The organism is Rhodococcus sp. YH3-3, from assembly GCF_001653035.1.
Classification (GTDB): domain Bacteria; phylum Actinomycetota; class Actinomycetes; order Mycobacteriales; family Mycobacteriaceae; genus Rhodococcus_F; species Rhodococcus_F qingshengii.
Map to the genome: position 1 here is coordinate 1039392 of NZ_BCWH01000002.1, position 18207 is coordinate 1057598.

At 62.9% G+C, this 18207-nt stretch carries 21 protein-coding genes; 10 read left to right on the forward strand and 11 right to left on the reverse strand.

Translation table 11 applies throughout. From position 1 onward, the window contains the following. Positions 1 to 3: 3 nt before the first annotated feature. The 4 genes from YH3_RS17675 (at position 4) to YH3_RS17690 (ending at position 3003) form a co-directional block, all read left to right on the forward strand. The gene (locus tag YH3_RS17675) at positions 4 to 693 is read left to right on the forward strand and encodes an urease accessory protein UreF (protein WP_064443786.1); all 690 of its coding nucleotides are present in this window, start codon (positions 4 to 6) and stop codon (positions 691 to 693) included. Then, positions 686 to 1429 carry an urease accessory protein UreG gene (gene ureG, locus YH3_RS17680; RefSeq protein ID WP_020908922.1) on the forward strand — a complete coding sequence of 248 codons (744 nt, stop codon included), beginning with the start codon at positions 686 to 688 and terminating at the stop codon, positions 1427 to 1429. Before YH3_RS17675 ends, ureG begins: the two co-directional genes overlap by 8 nt. Continuing rightward, positions 1429 to 2166 (forward strand): urease accessory protein UreD, encoded by a 738-nt coding sequence (locus tag YH3_RS17685; RefSeq protein WP_064443787.1) that lies wholly within the window; start codon positions 1429 to 1431, stop codon positions 2164 to 2166. The genes ureG and YH3_RS17685 overlap by 1 nt, the downstream gene beginning before the upstream one ends. A 90-nt stretch (positions 2167 to 2256) precedes the next feature. Next, positions 2257 to 3003, forward strand: coding sequence for an SDR family oxidoreductase (locus YH3_RS17690; protein ID WP_064443788.1), 747 nt, complete (start codon positions 2257 to 2259; stop codon positions 3001 to 3003). A 58-nt stretch (positions 3004 to 3061) separates the two neighbouring features. On the opposite strand, the gene phoU is transcribed toward YH3_RS17690, so the two are convergent. The 5 genes from phoU to YH3_RS17715 form a co-directional block, all read right to left on the reverse strand. Next, complete coding sequence (phoU, locus tag YH3_RS17695; protein ID WP_064443789.1) at positions 3062 to 3757, reverse strand: phosphate signaling complex protein PhoU; 696 nt, start codon at positions 3755 to 3757, stop codon at positions 3062 to 3064. Positions 3758 to 3829: 72 nt separating this feature from the next. Further along, positions 3830 to 5860 (reverse strand): LCP family protein, encoded by a 2031-nt coding sequence (locus YH3_RS17700; protein ID WP_042451384.1) that lies wholly within the window; start codon positions 5858 to 5860, stop codon positions 3830 to 3832. A 150-nt stretch (positions 5861 to 6010) separates the two neighbouring features. Beyond that, positions 6011 to 7153, reverse strand: coding sequence for a tRNA dihydrouridine synthase DusB (gene dusB / locus YH3_RS17705; protein WP_003939756.1), 1143 nt, complete (start codon positions 7151 to 7153; stop codon positions 6011 to 6013). An 81-nt stretch (positions 7154 to 7234) separates the two neighbouring features. Then, positions 7235 to 8194 carry an acyl-ACP desaturase gene (locus tag YH3_RS17710; protein ID WP_003940492.1) on the reverse strand — a complete coding sequence of 320 codons (960 nt, stop codon included), beginning with the start codon at positions 8192 to 8194 and terminating at the stop codon, positions 7235 to 7237. Positions 8195 to 8325: 131 nt separating this feature from the next. Next, a complete protein-coding gene (locus YH3_RS17715; RefSeq protein WP_081377546.1) occupies positions 8326 to 9201 on the reverse strand; it encodes a LysR family transcriptional regulator in 876 nt (291 codons plus the stop codon). Between the two features lie 147 nt (positions 9202 to 9348). On the opposite strand from YH3_RS17715, the gene YH3_RS17720 reads away from it, so the two are divergent. Continuing rightward, positions 9349 to 10533, forward strand: a complete 1185-nt coding sequence (locus tag YH3_RS17720) for an MFS transporter (protein ID WP_167349871.1) — start codon at positions 9349 to 9351, stop codon at positions 10531 to 10533. 56 nt (positions 10534 to 10589) lie between these two features. On the opposite strand, the gene YH3_RS17725 is transcribed toward YH3_RS17720, so the two are convergent. Both YH3_RS17725 and YH3_RS17730 read right to left on the reverse strand, forming a co-directional pair. Further along, the gene (locus tag YH3_RS17725) at positions 10590 to 11180 is read right to left on the reverse strand and encodes a DUF937 domain-containing protein (protein WP_003940105.1); all 591 of its coding nucleotides are present in this window, start codon (positions 11178 to 11180) and stop codon (positions 10590 to 10592) included. Between the two features lie 99 nt (positions 11181 to 11279). Continuing rightward, entirely contained in the window at positions 11280 to 11726 is a 447-nt protein-coding gene (locus YH3_RS17730) for a hypothetical protein (protein ID WP_003939955.1), read from the reverse strand. A 99-nt stretch (positions 11727 to 11825) separates the two neighbouring features. On the opposite strand from YH3_RS17730, the gene YH3_RS17735 reads away from it, so the two are divergent. Together YH3_RS17735 and YH3_RS17740 are read left to right on the forward strand one after the other, a co-directional pair. After that, on the forward strand, positions 11826 to 12203 hold the full coding sequence (locus YH3_RS17735; RefSeq protein WP_020908916.1) for an MmcQ/YjbR family DNA-binding protein: 378 nt from the start codon (positions 11826 to 11828) through the stop codon (positions 12201 to 12203). Between the two features lie 45 nt (positions 12204 to 12248). Beyond that, a complete protein-coding gene (locus YH3_RS17740; RefSeq protein ID WP_003940111.1) occupies positions 12249 to 12833 on the forward strand; it encodes a hypothetical protein in 585 nt (194 codons plus the stop codon). A gap of 1 nt (position 12834) precedes the next feature. Here the strand turns inward: YH3_RS17740 and YH3_RS17745 are convergent, their stop codons facing one another. The 4 genes from YH3_RS17745 to YH3_RS17755 form a co-directional block, all read right to left on the reverse strand. Beyond that, the gene (locus YH3_RS17745) at positions 12835 to 13686 is read right to left on the reverse strand and encodes a low temperature requirement protein A (protein WP_371595370.1); all 852 of its coding nucleotides are present in this window, start codon (positions 13684 to 13686) and stop codon (positions 12835 to 12837) included. Beyond that, positions 13583 to 14035: a low temperature requirement protein A gene (locus tag YH3_RS37335; RefSeq protein WP_371595075.1), complete on the reverse strand. Its 453-nt coding sequence runs from the start codon at positions 14033 to 14035 to the stop codon at positions 13583 to 13585. Before YH3_RS37335 ends, YH3_RS17745 begins: the two co-directional genes overlap by 104 nt. A gap of 84 nt (positions 14036 to 14119) precedes the next feature. Further along, a complete protein-coding gene (locus YH3_RS17750) occupies positions 14120 to 15208 on the reverse strand; it encodes an NAD(P)-dependent alcohol dehydrogenase (RefSeq protein ID WP_003940364.1) in 1089 nt (362 codons plus the stop codon). 29 nt (positions 15209 to 15237) lie between these two features. Beyond that, positions 15238 to 15711 (reverse strand): DUF4334 domain-containing protein, encoded by a 474-nt coding sequence (locus tag YH3_RS17755; protein WP_042451379.1) that lies wholly within the window; start codon positions 15709 to 15711, stop codon positions 15238 to 15240. Positions 15712 to 15832: 121 nt separating this feature from the next. Between YH3_RS17755 and YH3_RS17760 the strand changes: the two genes are divergently transcribed. From YH3_RS17760 to YH3_RS17770, 3 genes are all read left to right on the forward strand, one after another. Then, positions 15833 to 16375: a TetR/AcrR family transcriptional regulator gene (locus YH3_RS17760; RefSeq protein WP_042451377.1), complete on the forward strand. Its 543-nt coding sequence runs from the start codon at positions 15833 to 15835 to the stop codon at positions 16373 to 16375. Positions 16376 to 16594: 219 nt separating this feature from the next. Beyond that, positions 16595 to 16903, forward strand: coding sequence for a hypothetical protein (locus YH3_RS17765; protein WP_136470805.1), 309 nt, complete (start codon positions 16595 to 16597; stop codon positions 16901 to 16903). A 62-nt stretch (positions 16904 to 16965) separates the two neighbouring features. Continuing rightward, positions 16966 to 17817 carry an alpha/beta fold hydrolase gene (locus YH3_RS17770; RefSeq protein WP_042451375.1) on the forward strand — a complete coding sequence of 284 codons (852 nt, stop codon included), beginning with the start codon at positions 16966 to 16968 and terminating at the stop codon, positions 17815 to 17817. The last annotated feature ends 390 nt before the right edge of the window (positions 17818 to 18207 follow it).

Here is an 18207-nt window from a genome sequence, read left to right on the forward strand (position 1 = left end):
ACCATGTCGATCGAGACGGCGTCTGCCGAGATAGCATCGATGCTCTTGGCAGACGGGCGTCTGCCTACCGGCGGTCACGCGTACTCGTCGGGGTTGGAACCGGCACTGGCGGGCGGACTCCTGCAGAGTCAGGTCCCTGACTTCATTCGCGGTCGACTCGAAACAGTCGGACTTGTCGAGGCCGCTGCAACGGTGGTCACGCGCCGCTGGGCCGTAAGTGAGGGTAGTGCAGGCGAACTCGAGGACATCTCGAGGGAACTGCTCGCTCGGACTCCCAGTGCACCGCTGCGTGAGGCGTCGATTCAGCTCGGCCGTGGGCTGGCGAGACTGGCGTCGCGATTGTGGCCGCAGCACCCCGCGGTGCAGATGCTCATGGCGCTGCCTGGGCATCCGATGCGTCCGCTCGCGTTGGGCGTCTTCACGGCGGTCTCCGGGATGGACGACCTGCAGGCAGCCAGATCTTGTTTGTACGACGACGCCCAAACGGTGGCGTCGGCGGCATTGAAGCTACTGCCGGTGGATCCGGCAGAACCGGTCGAATGGTTGCTCCGAGCAGCCCCGACCATCGAAACCGTCGCCGCGGCTGCCGTAGCCGTCGAGGGCGTCGCAGATATACCCGCAACAACAGGGCCGTTGGTCGAACAATGGTCACTCGAACACCACGCTCGATCCAGGAGGATTTTCCGTGCTTGACAACCTGAACAACACCACCACTGCTGCAAGAGGTTTGAGGCTCGGCGTTGCCGGCCCCGTCGGCACCGGCAAAAGCACCCTCATCGCCACCATCTGCCGCGAACTCGCGTCGGAGTACGAGATCGCGGTGGTCACCAACGACATCTACACCGACGAGGACGCGCGACTGTTGCGCGCGGCCAACGTTCTGCCGATCGAGCGCATCGTCGCAGTCGAGACCGGTGCGTGCCCGCACACGGCTATTCGTGACGACGTGACGCCGAATCTCATTGCGGTCGAAGACCTCGAGCGTCAGTTCCATCCCCTCGACATGGTGATCGTGGAAAGCGGCGGTGACAATCTGACCGCCACGTTCAGCCCGGCACTGGTCGACGCCCAGATCTTCTGCATCGACGTCGCGGGCGGCGGAGACGTCGCACGTAAGGGTGGTCCCGGCATCGAGCGGGCAGATCTGTTGGTGGTCAACAAGATCGACCTGGCCCCGTACGTCGACGTCGACGCGGTCCAGATGGTGGCCGATGCCACGGCCGCGCGTGACGGACTTCCCGTTCTCGCGCTCAGCCAGAAGGATCACGCGACGATCGACCAACTCAGTGCGTGGCTTCGCCAGGTCATCGCAGCTCACCGTGCGGGTAGTCACACCCCGCAGGATCCGGGGCCGATGGCGCCGCACTTCCATGCCGATGAAGAAGACCACGGTCACGGTCACGGGCACAGCCACTCTCACGCTCACTGATGCGCACTGGAGCTACGCGGGTCGTCGTCGAGAGAGTGGGTGACACCGCTGTTGCGCGAGAGCTGATCTCGGGCGACTTCCTGGCCCCGCGGTTCGTCGACGCTCGCGGGCTCACCGTGCGAATTGCCTTGGTAGGGCACAGTGCAACGCTGTTGGCCGGCGACGACCTGCGTATCGAATTCGTAGTCGCTCCGGGTACGTGTCTCGAGGTGATCGAGCCGTCGGGGACCGTCGCGTACAACGCGCGTGGCGGCCGGGCGTCGTGGTCGGCTTCGGCGAGCGTCGGTGCCGGTGCGGCGCTGATCTGGCGTGCGGCACCGTTTGTCGTCGCGGGCGGCGCGGATGTGACCAGGCGCGTGGATATTTCACTGGAATCCGATGCGGTTGCGCTGCTCGACGAGATGATCGTGTTCGGCCGGACCGGCGAAACCGGCGGTGCGCTTCGCTCGGATCAGCGCATTACCGTCGGCGGGGAAGCGCTGCTCGTGGAAACTCTCGACCTGCGTAGCGTGCCGGGCCGTTCGCTGCCGGGAATTCTCGGTGGTCATCGTGTGCTCGGTACGACCATGCTGTTGGGGATGAAGACTTCCGACGACGTCGAGGGGCACGTGACGCCGCTGGCGGGAGCAGGGATGCTGGCACGGGCCGTTGCCGATCACGCACACGAGGCGAGCGCAGCGTTGGATCCGATCTGGTCGCGGTGGCGTGGGCGGGTTTCGCAGAAGTACAGCGACTGATTCGCCCTACCGTCACACTTCGGGAGGCTGCGTCGTCCAGTATGTGACCAGGCCGAAGAGAGCCGGGCGTACAGGTTTGACGGAGGCATCATGCGAATTGTTGTTCTGGGCGGAACCGGCCAGATGGGAAAGCTGGTCGTCGAGCAGGCGAAAATCGGGGGCCATGACGTCGTCGCCGCCGCTCGATCGACGGGAGTAGACATCTCCACGGGTGCGGGGTTGGACGAAGCATTTGTCGGTGCCGACGTGGTCGTCGACGTGAGTGATCACGTCACCAACAGTGCCAGGAAGGCAATCGAGTTCTTCGAGACGGCAGCGAAGAACATCGCCGCGGCCGAAGCCAGGGCCGGCGTGAAGCATCACGTGCTGCTCTCGATCGTGAACTGCGACGATCCGCGATTGAAGTCCTTCGGTTACTACCAGGGGAAGGCTGCGCAGGAACGCGCGGTGGAAGCGTCGAGTATTCCTTTCACGATCCTGCGATCCACTCAGTGGTTCGAGTTCGGCGAGAAGACGATCGCGCTGTTCGGACTGGGGCCGATCGCTATGGTTCCTCGGATGCGGTCACAACCGGTGGCAGCGAAGACCGTCGCCGAGGCGCTCGTGACCTGCGCTCAGAACGGTCCGACCGGGAGGGCTCCGGACCTGGCCGGGCCCGAGGTCCTCGAGATCCCGGCCATGACGCGCGAGATCTTGAAATACCGTTCCCGACGTAAGTGGCTGATCCCGATCTCGATGCCGGGAGCGGGTAAGGCGATGAAGGGTGGGGCGCTGCTGCCCGCGCCGGGATCCACAACTGCAGGACCCACGTTGGAAACCTGGTTGCACGAGAACTGAATAGGAAAGGCGGCCGCGCAAGTGCGCGGCCGCCTTTTACTCACGTGGACGGTTGGGTTCAGAGATCCGGGTACGAGGTGAGGTTGTCGACCTTCTCGGTGGTTTCGGGCTCTTCGGGCAGCTTGCCGGTCACCAGGAAGATGACACGTCGGCCGACCTCGACGGCGTGGTCGGCGAATCGCTCGTAGAAGCGGCCGAGCAGCGTGACGTCGACTGCGGCGGCAACGCCGTGCTTCCACTCACGGTCCATGAGGACGGTGAAGAGGTGCCGGTGGAGGTCGTCCATCGCTTCGTCTTCTTCGCGCAGGCGGGCAGCGCGCTCGGGGTCGCGGGTCTCGAGGACGACCTTGGCGGCCGCACCGATGGAGACAGCGATGCGTCCCATCTCGGCGAAGTAGCCGTTGACCTCTTCAGGAAGCACGTGGTTGGGATGTCGGCGGCGCGCGATCTTGGCGACGTGCAGGGCGAGTGCGCCCATGCGGTCGATGTCGGCGACGATCTGGATTCCGCTGACCACCGAGCGCAGATCTCCGGCAACGGGAGCCTGCAAGGCGAGCAACGCAAACGCGCGCTCCTCGCAGATGGTGCTGAGTTCGGTGATCTTGTCGTGTTCGCCGATTACTTGTTCTGCCAGGGTCAGGTCTGCCTGGAGCAGGGACTGGGTGGCGCGCTCCATAGCGGCACCTGCCAGTCCTGCCATCTCGCCGAGCGTGTCTGCAAGCTCGGTCATCTGTTCGTTGTAAGCCACGCGCATGAGGTCAGAGCCTACGTGCCGTGAAAGACCAAGTCACAAGCACCAGGTGAACGCAAGGTGAATGAACGCGTGTCAGTCGCAGGTGGTGTCGCCGGCGTTGACGCTGGCGATGTCGGCGGGCAGAGCCGTCGAGGTGCTGGTGTCGACCGACGTCGGATTTGCCGCCAGGATGGTTCCCGGGTCCGCGGGGGCGACGACGGTGCCGGCGAAATTGCTTCCGACGACGACCTCGATCATGTCTCCCATGCTCGGAGCGAGAACCAGAACCGCGCCGGGAATCGACGACGCGACAGTCACCGCTTCAGCCTCGTAACCTGCGGCGTAGCGCACGACGGTGGTCGACGCTTGAGCATTCGCCAGGCCGGTGGCTGCGCTGAAGTTACCGACTGTGGAGATCTGGAAACCGTAAGCCGCGAGGCTGTCGGCGATCGTCGCGGCCTGCCCGGCGATTCCCGACGCGTTGGAGACGTCGACCGAGATGTTGTAGGCGCTCATTGCCTCGACGGAAGTGGCGGCCGGCGGCGTGCTGGACGTAGGAGCGGTTGTCGTGGAACTGGTCGACGACGGTGTGGTGTCCTCGCGCTCTTCACCCGGAAGCGGATCGTCGTCGATGATCGCCTGGAAGAGGGACTTGATCTCGTCCGTGCGAGGAATCTCGTTGCCCCAGTCGTTGGTGCCGTCCGTGGGGACCGTCAAGAACGTGACCGCGCCTGCGTCGACGTTCTGGAGCGAGCGACCGAGGGTGACCAGTGACTTGGTGTCGATGTTTTCGACGAACGTGTCGCTGGTGAAGGCGTTGATGAATCCGTTGAGCTTGCTCGGATTCAGGAGGACCTGGTTGGACAGGGCCGAGCGGAGCAGCGCCGACAGGAACTTCTGCTGGCGGGTGATGCGCCCGTAGTCGCCGTTGCCCTCGGCTTCGACGTGGCGAGCACGCACGTAGTTGAGGGCGGTACGGCCGTCGAGCATCTGCGTGCCGCCGGAGGCGAGGACGGTTCCGAGGATGCCGTCTTCGATCGGTCCGGGGGAGCAGACGTTCACACCGCCGACGGTGTCGACCATGCGCTCGAAACCGGCGAAGTCCATTCCGACGAAGTGCCCGATTTTCAGGCCGGACATCTTCTGGATGACCTTGACCAGGCATTTGGGGCCACCGAGTGCGTACGTCGCATTGAGTTTGTCCCCGCTCGCTGCCGGGAAGGTTTCGCTGGTGTACTTGCCGGCGTCGTTGTCCCATCCCTGACAGATCGGACGTTCGACGTCGAGGTCACGCGGGAAGGAGACGGCGACGACGCGGCTTCGGTCGGCGGGAATGTTCACCAGCATGACCGTGTCGGCTCGGGCGCCTTCGGCGTCTTCGACGGTTCCGGCGCCGATCTCACCGCTCGCACCGGCGCGGGTATCGGTGCCGATGATCAGGTACGTCTCGTCGCCGAGTTGACCACCGGCGTCGATGATGTCGTCGGACTCGGTGTCGAGTGCCGCAATCTGATCGAAACCGCCTTCGACCGAGCGCAGATAACCCCACACGACGCCGGTCAATGCGAGAGACATGACGGCCAGGAACGCTACTGCCGATCGGCCGATCACTTTTGCGCGATGGCGGCGGCGAATCTTGCTTTGCGCCAGACGAGTGGCGCCGGTGTCACCGACTACCCGCGGCACTGCGGAGGTGACGGGATGTTCTTCGGTGATCCAGTCCGCAGCGGCGGGCGGAACGGTCGGACGGGCGGGAATCGGCCGGGCGGGGGGCGGCGACGACGCTGCTGAAGATTGAGTCTTGGGTGGTACGGATTTGTTCGGCGCCGGCTTGGGCGGCGTAGCCGGGGCTGGTGGCGGCTTCTTGTCGCCTACCCGACGGACCAACTCGGCGACCGAAACTGAGTCGTCGGTCGGAGGCGAGTCCCGTCGCCCGGTACGTCCACTGCTGCGACGCTCCGGGGGACTGGGTGGTTGCGGTGTTGGTCGCTGGGGTGTGGCAGGGCGCTGGGGCGTTGCCGGTTGGTCTGGGCGGGCGTTGCGGAAGCGCTTGTCTGCGAGCGGACGTTCCCAGGGGGCGCGGCTCTCGGGCGGAGGTGGGCCCGAATCGTGATCATCACCCACCGATGCAACCTGTCCCGTCGTCGACTGTCAGTAACTCGTCATTCAGATGCCGGCGTCAACCGGTTGTCGACGAAGCTGGAGCCATATTACTGGTGAATCCTGAGTGCTTCACTCAGAAAGTGATGTGAGTAATCCGACGGCGTGTTTTCGCTAGCCACCAGAGTGCATCATGTCAGCTCCCACCGGCACAAGGTCGTCTTCGGGATCGTCGAGCCAACCTTCCGGGAGTGCTACCTGACCGGGTGAGCCTTGGCGTCCGCGCGGGCCTTCGGCGTCCTTGGGGAACGGGACGTCGTGGTCGAGCTGTCCGAGCAGATCGTCCAGTTCGGACAACGTGCTGACCAGAGCCATCGAGACCCGCAGATCCGATCCGACCGGGAACCCACGCATGTACCAGGAGACGTGCTTGCGAAGTTCGCGCAGACCCTTCATTTCACCGTGATGTGCGGCGAGCAGTTGGGCGTGACGGGCGATGATCTTGGTGACTTCGCCGAGCGTCGGCGGCGTGGCGATCTGTTGTCCGTTGAGAGCTGCGCTGAGTTCCGCGAACAGCCATGGCCGTCCGAGGCAGCCGCGTCCGACGACGACGCCGTCGCAGCCGGTCTCGTTCATCATGCGGGCAGCATCCGAGGCGTCGAAGATGTCGCCGTTGCCGAGGATCGGCACGTCGGTGACGTGTTCCTTGAGGCGCGTGATCTCGTTCCAGTCAGCAGTGCCGGAGTAGCGCTGCGACGCGGTACGTGCGTGAAGTGCGACGGCAGCGGCGCCTTCAGCTGCCGCGATCCGGCCGGCGTCGAGGTGCGTGTGATGTTCGGGGTCGATGCCGACGCGCATCTTGACGGTGACCGGAATGTCGGTGCCTTCGGTGGCGCGCACGGCTGCCGCGACGATCTGACCGAACAGTCGACGCTTGTACGGTAGCGCCGATCCGCCGCCCTTGCGGGTCACCTTGGGTACCGGGCAGCCGAAGTTCATGTCGATGTGATCGGCCATGTTCTCGTCGACGATCATCTTGGCCGCGGCGTAAGTCGTATCCGGGTCGACGGTGTACAGCTGCAGCGACCTGGGCGTTTCGGTCGGACCGAACGTGGTCATGTGCATCGTGGCGGGTTGGCGTTCGACGAGCGCGCGGGCGGTGACCATCTCGCAGACGTAGAGCCCGGACGTGCTGCCTGCACGTTCGAGTTCGAGTTCACGGCACAGCGTGCGGAAGGCGACGTTGGTGACGCCCGCCATGGGTGCGAGGACCACGGGGCTGTGCAGCTCGAGTGAACCGATACGAAGGGATGACATGTCTACCTCTGAACAAATACTTGTGACAATTGGAAGTGCCCGGTACCGAATCCGGTACCGGGCACAGAATAGCTGGTGAAACTAAGAAGCCTGCTGTTCGCGCTTGGCGGCTTCGCGTGCGAGCATGCGATCGCGCTGTTCCTCGAACTTCGTCGCGTTGGCGGCGAGTGTCTCGAGGAAGGCCGCCAACTCTTCGCGCGTGTTCTCGCCTTCGGCGCTGAAATCGTTGCGCTCGAAGATGTTCCACTTGCGCAGGACTGGCCAGACGACCTCGTCGAGGTGTTGGCGAAGGTCGTAGATGCCGTGCTTGGCCATGAGGGCGCCGTTGCGGCGGAAGTTCGGCATGCCGGCACCGGGCATCTGGAAGTTCTGGACGATGTTCGCCACGGCCTTGAGCGCCTGATCGGGAGCAAGATCGAGCGCGGCGGCGCAGATGTTGCGGTAGAAGATCATGTGCAGGTTCTCGTCGGCGGCGATGCGCTGAAGCATCTTGTCGGCAATCGGCTCGTCGCAGGCCTTGCCGGTGTTGCGGTGGCTGACGCGCGTCGCGAGTTCCTGGAAGGTCACGTAGGCGACCGAGTGCAGCAGGCCGGCGTCGCCCTCGTCGATGGGTGCGCTGTAACCGTTTGTCATGTGTTCCATGCGGAAGCGCTCGAGCTCGACGGGGTCGACTGCGCGCGTGACGACGAGGTAGTCACGCATCACGATGCCGTGGCGGTTCTCCTCGGCGGTCCACCGGCCGACCCACGTTCCCCAGGCACCGTCCTGCGAAAAGTTCTCGGCGATCTCACGGTGGTACGACGGCAGGTTGTCCTCGGTGAGCAGGTTGGTGATCATCGCGGCGCGAGCTACCTCGCCGAGTTGTGACTGTTCGAGACTCCAGTCTTCGCCGCCCATGGCTGCGAAGTTACGGCCCTCGTCCCACGGAACGTAGTCGTGTGGATGCCATTCCTTGGCCATGGAGATGTGGCGGTTGACGTTCTCCTCGGCAACCGGCTGCAGCTCTTGTAGCAGCTCCAGCTGCGTCAGAATCCTCGTCATTTCTTGCCTCCATGTTGAGTGAATGCGCGACTTCGCCCCAGCCTACGGCACCGTAGGTTTGAAAAGAATGGCATGAAAATTGCTCCCCTCGAGGGATGTTACCGATCCGTAGTTATCCGGGGGCACTTTCACTACCAAGTCGTTCTTTCGACGTAGTCGCGGAAAGTCCGGGCGGGATCGGACAGCTCGCGGCTCTTCGACCAGATCAGCCCTATTTTTCGCTGTGCTCCTTCGATCGGTACGTAGACGACTCCTTCGGCCCAGATCGGTGGATCCTGAACCGGCATGACCGAGACGCCGAAGGACGCGGAGACCAGTCCGCCGACCGTTGCCAGCTCGCTGCTCTCGAAGACGAAATTCGGAGTGAATCCTGCGGCCGCGCACAGTTCATCGAGAATTCTTCGCATCCCGAAGTTCGGATGCATACCGATGAACGGTTCGTCGGCCGCGTCCGCAAGCTCGACCGAATGCAACTTCGCAAAGCGATGATCAGCCGGAACAGCCAATGCCAGTGACTGCTGGGCGATCTGCATCCACGCCACCTGCGGATCGCGCGGCTGAGGCGAGACGACGGCCAGGTCGGACGTGCCGGCGGCGATTCTGTCGACCAGGAACTGCGCGCTGTCCTGATGCAGTTCGAATCGCACTCCGGGATGCTCGACGCGGTATCCGCGCAGCATGTGCGGCACCAACCAGGTTCCGAACGAGTGGAGGAAGTCGAGCCGGACCGTGCCGCTCTCTGGGCTCGCCAGCGACTGGATTTCGGTCTGCGCGGCGTCGAGGGCACGCAGTGCGATGCGAGCATGTCGATAGAGGATCTCGCCGTACCGGTTCAGTTCGAGTCGGCGTCCCTGACGGTCGAAGAGTGTCACGCCGATCTGTCGTTCGAGGCGTGCGAGTTTGCGCGAAAGGGTCGGTTGCGACAGGTGAGTCAGATCCGCGGTAGCGGTCACCTGTTGGGTTTCGGCGAGCACGACAAACCATTCGAGGTCTTCGGTCAGCATCACGAACCCAATCTATATACCTCCAGAGCATATAGAACACCAAGTTTATGCATTTTCTTTTGCCGAGTCTGGGCGGGAGGATTCTTGCCGGAGGTAAGTGATGCCTGGAGGTACGTGGTGACTGTCGAGAATGTGATCGAATCCGAAGTGATGCCGCTTCGCCGCGGAACATCGGGATATCGAACCGTGACCGTTGCGTTGTTCGCGGCCGGGCTGTCGACGTTCATCTCGATGTACGCGGCACAGGCGTTGCTGCCTGCGTTCGCCGAAGACTTCCACGTCTCGCCTGCGGTGTCTGCGCTGTCCGTCTCGGCGACGACGGGCATGTTGGCGTTGGCAATCATTCCGGCCAGTGCGCTCTCCGAGCGCTTCGGTCGCACGCGGGTGATGATCGCGTCGGCGTCGGCGTCCTGTGTGATCGGTTTACTTCTGCCGCTGAGTCCGACGATCGAGGTTCTGCTGGTCGGACGCGCAGCACAAGGATTGGCTCTGGCCGGTGTCCCGGCGGTGGCGATGGCCTATCTGGCCGAGGAGGTCGATCGGAAGGACCTCGGTGCAGCGATGGGAAGGTACGTCGCCGGCACGACGATCGGTGGGCTGATCGGACGGCTCGTGCCGTCGGCCGTCGTCGATTTCAGTACGTGGCGTTGGGCGCTGTTGACTGCGTCCGCGCTGTCGGCATTGTTCGCGCTCAACATGATCCGGCGGCTTCCCGCGTCGAAGTTCTTTCGCCCGCAACCGATATCGGCGCGCACGATCGCGTCGAATCTACGACGCCACCTTGCGAACCCGTCGCTGCGAACACTCTTCGCTTTGGGATTCATCCTGATGGGCGGCTTCGTGTCGATTTACAACTTCCTCGGGTTTCGGCTCACGGCAGCACCTTTCGGCCTTCCTGAAGCGCTTGTGGGCCTGGTGTTCCTTTTCTACCTTGCCGGAACTTTCACCTCGGCGGTAGCCGGCGGGGCCTCTGACCGACTGGGTAGGCGCAGCGTGCTGCTCGGGTCGGTTGTCGTCATCGGTATCGGCCTGGCACTGACCGTTCCGGACAATCTGGCGTTGACGCTCGTGGGGATGCTGCTCTTCACCGGAGGATTCTTCGCCGCACATTCGGTGGCCAGCGGTTGGGTGGGGCTGATCGCTACCGATCACCGGGCCGAGGCGTCGGCGTTGTATCTGTTTGCCTACTACGCGGGTTCGTCCGTGGCGGGCGCCCTCGCGGGTCTTGCATACGCGGGTGGCGGTTGGGTCGGGGTCAGTACTTTTGTGGGCGCGCTGCTGTTGGTTGCGTTTGCCTTGTCACTGAGGATGTTTCGATCTTCGACGATTGACTGAACAGAGCACTGCGGCGACCCCGAACGGGATCGCCGCAGTGCGTTCTGTCGAGCGTCTTACTTCTTGCCGCCGCCGAGGAGGCCGCCGAGCAGGTCTCCGAGGCCGCCGCCACCGGATCCACCCAGGATGCCGCCGAGTGCGCCGCCGATGCCGCCGCCGGAATTGCCGCCGCCGCCGAGAATTCCGCCGAGGAGATCCCCGAGCCCGCCGCCACCGGAGGCCTGAGTCTGCGCGCCGGCACCGCCACCGGTGAACTGCTTGGCGAGGTAGGCCAGGACGATGGGAGCGAGGATCGGCAGCAACTGCTTCACCAGATCGTTTCCACCGCCGCCACCGACACCGCCCAGTGCGCTGGCGACCTGATCGGTGTTGCCGCCGAAGATGTTCGAGACGATCTTCTGACCGTCAGCGGTGTCGACTTTGCTGATGTCGACGCCGTCGTCGAGAAGGCTGGTGTCGGCGTGAGACTGCAACGCGCTTTCCAGCGAGGCTGCACCGGCGGGATCCTGCGCGTTGGCGCCGAGGCCACCGACGAGGGTCGGAAGTGCAGTCTTGACCGCCGATTCGGCAGTTGCCTGGTCGACGCCGAGTTGCTGCGCGATCTGGTCGATGGGGATCTGGGATAGAAGGTCGTCAAGCGATGCCATTGATGCCCTACCTCTTCTGGGGTACTACTCGTCAGTACCCGGCTGTTGCAGACACTAGTGAATGTCGGCGTCGACGGTAACCCTCCGGTTGCCGAGCGGTCAGGCTCGGGTCTTCTCGCGGGGGACCAGACACGCTAGGAGAGCGAGAATCAGTCCGCCGGCCGTCAAGATGAATCCTGTCTGATTTGTCAGGATCGTGGAGTAGTTTTCCCTGATGACATTGTCGAACTGATCGTTCACGCGGTAGTAGAACGTGCCAAGAGTCCCCAATCCCACGATAATTCCGATCCACGCTGCGATACGAGAACCGAACAAAGCGGCGATCAGAATCAATACGGCGGCGGCGAGCAGAAGTATCGCCATCGACCGGTAGAAGGTCACGGACTGATCGCCGAGTTGCTCGATTGCCCACCCGGCCGGAAAGCCGTCCCGCAGGTCCTCGAGGCGAACGTTGTCGGGTTTGACCCCGGCCAGTACGTACATGAACGAGCCGACGGCAACGGCGATTCCACAAATGAGCAGAACGAGATGAACTAACGTGCGCATGCCAGTCTCCCTGTGTTCGGAGTTCGGTGACGCGGTCGTCGCCGAGCCTAGCTGTGTCGCGGGTGTCAAGCTCGGTATCGAGCGTGCAGAATCGTCTCCATGCCCGACAACATGCGTCGACTCGAAGAGATCTCGCTGTCGCTGCCGGAAGCAGAGCGCGTCGACATCGAAGCGTGGGACGGCCACCCGACGTTCCGGGTCCGCGGCAAGAACTTCGTGTTCTGCAACCTCGAAGCCACCTCCTTGACCGTCAAGCTGAGCAAGGAGGAAGCCGAAGCGGTGGTGGCCACCGAACCAGGCGCAAGTGCTGCGGGCTATGGACTCGGTCGACACGGGTGGGTTGCACTCGACATCGGCACCGACGTTTCCGAGGAGAAATGGTCGCAACTGGAGGAGTGGATCTACACCTCGTTCACCCTCGTTGCGCCGAAGCGGCTTGCCCGGATCGTTCTCGATGCGGATGAGGAACGCCCGTAACGGATAGATTCGTCAGTACAGACGCCGACTAGACGAGGAATTGTCATGACGACACCGGAAACTTCACCGGCCACCGCAAAACCGGGCATGCCGCCGTGGGCGAAGAAGGCCATCGGGATCGCAGTGATGGCGGTGGTCCTGGTCATCGCTTACTTCATCCTTGCCGCCTTCCTTCCGCGTTGGTGGGCGCAGCGCATTGCGTCGTTGGCGAACGGCAGTTTCAGCGCCGGAATCGCGTGGGGGCTGCTGTTCGGTCTCGTGTGCACCCTGGTCCCGCTCATCTTCTTCCGGGCGGTCTGGCAGGTGCGCAAGCGCAAGCATGCTCGAATCATGCAGATCACGGCTCTCGCGTTGGGTGTGATCTTCGCGCTGCCGAATCTGCTCTCTCTGACAGTTGTTCTCGGCAACAACAACGCTGCGCATGCGGGCGAGCGGATCCTCGACGTCGACGGCCCCGGATTCCGCGGAGCATCCGTTGTCGGTGCCGTCCTGGGCGTTGCGTTGTTCCTTGGACTTGTCGCGCTCGGCTACATGTACAAAAAGCGTGGCAAGGATCTCGACAAGATGCGCGGTGAGCTCAAGCAGCACGAGCCGCAGAGCAAGGGCGAGGCTCCGGCTCCGGAAATCTGAGTCAGCTCTTCGACCGAGTACTCAGGCCGACACCGACTCCGACGGTTCCCGCCGCCACCAGTCCGGCGAGCGGGACAGCCCAGTGTCCGGCAAATGTGCAGGCGAGAACCAGGATTGCGCTCACTGGTAGAACAGCCTGCTCGATCCTGTCGCGCTTGAAATGTCGTGAGTGCATGAGCCACACGAAGATCAGGAACATCGCGGCGGGGATCGTGACCGCGGCAGATGCTGCGAACGTCGAAATGTGCGCCTCGCCAACTGCTTCCTCGACGGCTACTTCGATGCCGGCGCCGATGGCCGCAGCGGATCCGAATACGAAGTAGTGCCCGTATCCCCACAACAGGACGGCGCGATTGCCCTGGTCTGCGAGGTACTCGTGGATCGGGACGGCGAAGTAGATCCACAACGCGGAGAACACGATCAGAACTCCGCCGACAGCAATCGGAATCAGTAGGTCGGCGGCGTCGAAATCCCGGATGCCGGATTGGACCGCGATGGTGGCGGCAGCAATGGTTTCGCCGAGCATGATGATGGTGAAGAGGCCGTAGCGTTCGGCGATGTGATGCGGGTGCCACGGCGTCTGGTGGTTGCGTTCGGCGATCGCCGGCACCGCGAGTTCGGCGATCATGAGAACGAAGAAGCCGGGTATCCACGCCGACGCCGGCATCAGGAGCAGCACGATCCAGCCGGCCTGGACGATCACGAGCCCGGCGGCATATTGCAGAGCAGTCGTTCGCGCTGCACCGGATTCACCGCTGGCGGCTCGAAGCCATTGGCAGGTGAGCGCAATTCGCATGATGAGGTAGCCGACGATGGCCGTCGTACGGTCGGTTCCGTCGAATGCGTCGGGGATTCCGGCGGCGAAGACGAGCACGCCACAAATCTGTACGAAGGTCGCGACCCGGTAGGGGGACGTCGTCCGTGTCGTAGGCAGACGCGAACCAGGTGAAGTTCACCCACGCCCACCACAGCGCGAAGAAGACGAACATATAGCCGGCGATGCCGTCGGCGTAGTGGCCCTCGGCGACAGCATGCACCAGTTGAACTCCGGCCTGTGCGGCTGCAACCACGAAACACAGGTCGAAGAACAGTTCGAGTGGCGTCGATGCTCGATGGTCCTCGTCGCGGCTGCGTGCGCGCATCCGGATGATCGGCATTACGGCCCGGCCGTGGCCCGCGCCTGTACTGGTGTGTTCTGTCATCGTCCCCACCTTGCTCCGACGTCTAGTGCAGGAGCGCAGTCTAGGGCGAATTCCGTCGGGTCGACGAATGAGACATTTCGCCCCTCACCACACGAGAACGGGTTTGATGACGCGCCCCGACGCTTGATCTTCGACGGCTTTGTTGATGTCGGCGAATGCGTAGCGCGTCACCAAGCGGTCGATCGGAAACCGGCCACCAGTGAAGAGTTCGACGAGTTCGGGGATGAACGTCGAGACTTCCGACTCTCCTTCGATGCATCCTCGAATTGTCTTTCCGCTCAGCATGATGTCGGCCATGTTCACCTCGACCGTGGATGCTCCGAGTCCGACTACCGCCAGTGTTCCCCGTGCTCGAAGTGATGTGACGGCTTGATTGATCACGGAGCCGATTCCGGTGGTGTCGAGGGAATGCGTCGAACCTCCGTCGGTGGCGGCGTGGACCGCGTCGATCACATCTTCATTCGAGGGATCGACAGTGACGGCGCCGAATTCCTCGGCGAGTGCGCGCCGCTGCGCAACGGGGTCCACGGCGACCAGGGTGGAAACGCCGGCAGCCCTCGCCGCCAGCAGCGCTGCGAGTCCGACGCTGCCTGCCCCGAAAACGACAAACGTCGAGTCGGGCTCGGGGCGAAGCAGATTCAGTACCGCGCCGGCGCCGGTTTGAAACCCGCAGCCGAGCGGAGCTGCGACGGTCAGGTCCACCGCAGGATCGACGACGACGGTGTTGTCGGCAGAGGCGATGACGTATTCCGCGAAGCTGGACTGGCCGAAGAAGGCGGACCGTAGCGGGGTTCCGTCTCGCCGGATCGGCGTCGAGCCGTCGGTGCGTGCGCCAGAGCTGTTGAGCCCGTGTGAGCTTTCGCAGTACGCCCGATGGCCGCTGAGACACTGCCTGCACACACCGCAACTGCGGTAGCTCAGCAACACGTGATCACCGGGCGCAATGCTGTCGATCGACGAGCCGACGGCCTCGACCACCCCCGCCCCTTCGTGCCCGAACACGCAGGGGCCGAGTCTTTCCGGTAGCGCCGACTTCGTGAACAGATCTGTGTGGCACAGGCCGGTCGCGACGATGCGAACCAGGATCTCGTCTGCGCGGGGGTCGTCGATCTCGACGGTGTCGAGCGTGAAGGGGGAGTGCGGGCCGTGTGAGAGCGCCGCTGTCATCTGCATGGAGGATCTCGAATTCTGTTCGGCGCGAATCACGCTCGCTCGAGCAGGAAGTAGTAGTGCTGCCCGCCGTCGAGGACCAACGCCGACTTTCCGTTCATGATGCCCATGAGCGTCGAATCGTCGACTTTCTTGAAGTGGTCGAAAATCGGCGCGCCGTCGTAGACCATGGTCGCGGTCACTTCACCACGAAACTCGATGTTCCACAGACTTGCCTCGCCATTGCCGCTCTTGACGTCGGAATAGAGATTTCCGTCTTCGTCTCGGCAGATCAACGGCTTGGCATCCTCGACGGAATTGAAAGTCTTGCCGTACCAGCGGCTCGCGGACAGCTTTTCGTGCAGACGATGACCGGTGGCGAAGTCGTCACCTTTCCACTCACCGAGGATTTCTTCAGCGGCGACGGTTTCCAGCGCGGCCCACACTTCGTCGAGTTCTGCTGGTGATAAACCATTTTCCGCTGCACGGAGCCGGGCGAAAGCAGTTCGGGCTTCGTTGAGATTCATGTCTCTCCTCGAGTTGACGGTAAGTGGCACGACTTGTTCGCGAACCAAATTGTTCGTCAACTCTGCACGCTACGCCGAACCGGATGGTTCGGCAACGGTCGATTCGTTCTAGGCTGTGAACATGCGCTCAGCAGGGGAAGCTACGAGGGACCGCATTCTGGCGGCCGCAAAGGACGAATTTGCCACGTACGGGCTGGCCGGCGCGCGGATCAATCGGATCGCCGCGCAAGCGCGTGCCAGCAAAGACCGTCTCTATGCGTACTTCGCAAGCAAGGAAGAGTTGTTCGCTGCCGTGACCGAACAGTGGACGTCCGAAACAACAGCGGAGACAGCACTTCGAGGTGACGACTTGCCGGGCTATGCAGGTCGCCTCTTCGACAACTACGTTGCCCATCCCGAGAACGCCCGATTGCAGCAATGGGCGGATCTCGAAGCGCCGGACGTCATGAGCGAGGACGACATACGAAGCAAGACCTTCCGGCCTAAAGTTGCGGAAATCCGCAAGGGGCAGCTCGAGGGACACATCGACCCCGCGTGGAATCCCACGGAGTTGATCCTGCTGATCACGGATATCGCCCGGATGCTCGCGCTCAAGTCGACTCGTTCCATCCCTCGACGTCGGGAGGCGGCAGTCGAGGCGGTTCGGCGTTTGATTGTGGCGTAGCGAGTCCAAACGCGAACGTCCACGCCCGTCGCTGTGTGGTTGCCCGGATTTACGGATTTCTCAGTAACGGTGCGTACGTTGGGCGTCGGCTCGTTGACGCCCTCGGGATGTTGACGTGCCGCCAAAACTTTTGTCGTCGACTGTTCAGATGCTGGTGAGCAAAAGGATCGCGGCCGGCCACCCTGACTGAATATCGTCGACGCCGAGCGTGTTCCTTCGGTGCGCGCACCTGTTCAGCATCTGGAGTGGACCCGTGTCGAAGTGGCCGTGCATATGAAGATCTCGAAGAAGGTAGCGCTGGTCGTTGTGGCTGCTTGCGCCCTGACGTTGGGATCGGCGCAAGTCGGAACCGCCCGCGCGGATGCGCCGGTCAAGGTCAGCGTGGCCGGTCATGTGGTGAGCGCCGGGCACTTCGAGCAGGTGCGGCGCCCCAACCGGTGTGTGAAGGCCGGGACGGGGAAGTCGAAACCGAGCGAGCAGAAGTCCACGAATCGCAGTGGGCGTCGAGGCAGCGGGGGATGCTTCTGACAGTGATTGCGAAGTTCCGCAATCAGCCGTCGCAAATCTGTAACACGTTCTAATCTTGCAGTATGGACGTGACTTACGAAGGGACCAAACGCGAAGTCGCTACCGACAGGGGGACTTTGCGCTATCACGAGGCGGGCGATGGTCCGCCGTTGATCCTGTTGCACGGCTCCGGGATCGGCGTGAGTGGATGGCGGAATTACCGGGGGAACCTCGAGGTGTTCGCAAAGCACTTCCACTGCTACCTCCTCGAGTTCCCGGGGTTCGGCGTGAGCGATCCCGTCGACGGTCATCCAGTTCTCACGGCAACCTCGGCGGTGGTTCGATTCATGGATGCGCTGGGAATCGAATCCGCTGCGATGATCGGCAATTCGATGGGCGGAGTTGTCGGGGTCAACGTCGCGATGAGGTTCCCTGACCGCGTCCGCAGATTGGTCACCATCGGAGGCGTGGGCCCGAACATCTTCAGTCAGAACCCGAGCGAAGGTACGCGTCTCCTCCAGGAATTCGCCGACGCTCCCAGCCGTGAGAAGTTGGTTCGCTGGCTCGAGTGCATGGTTTACGACAGATCCGTGATCACCGAGGAGCGGATCGAGGAACGATGGCAAACGGCCAACGATCCGGCCTCGCACCAGGCATTGACCGCGATGTACGGATCCAAAGCCTTTGCCGCTCAGCAGCAGATGATGTCCAACTCGGATGTGCCGCCGTACTGGTCGATGATGCACAAGGTGCAATGCCCGACCTTGCTGACATGGGGGCTCGATGATCGGCAGTGTCCACCGGACATGCCGATGATTCCGATGCGACTGATTCCGAACGCCGAACTGCACGTATTCCCGAACTGCGGGCACTGGGTGATGATCGAAGCCAAGGAGGCATTCGAGCGCGTGACCCTCGAGTTCCTGCTTCGATGACCTGCTGATGCATTGATGTGGCACGAATTGATGTGGCATGAACGCACAAGACCCGGCGCCTCTGAATGAGGCGCCGGGTCTGTGTTTGTGCCCCCAGTAGGACTCGAACCTACGACCTGCGGATTAAAAGTCAGAACCCGGACGTGACACCTGGTGGTACCCAATGACGAACGGACCTCGTTTCGGCAGGTGAACGCCGATCCGAGGTCCGCCTCGTGATGCCTGGTTACGTGGTCACACGCGTCGTCTGTGACCACTCTGAAGCCACGTCTGCAATCGTGACCTGATTGGGGTTAGAACCCGATCAGCTTCGTCATTGACTGGCGGCGACGGATAGCAAGCGGCTAACAGCTGCTTGGCATGCGCTAGGAATGCTTGCGCAAATGCAAG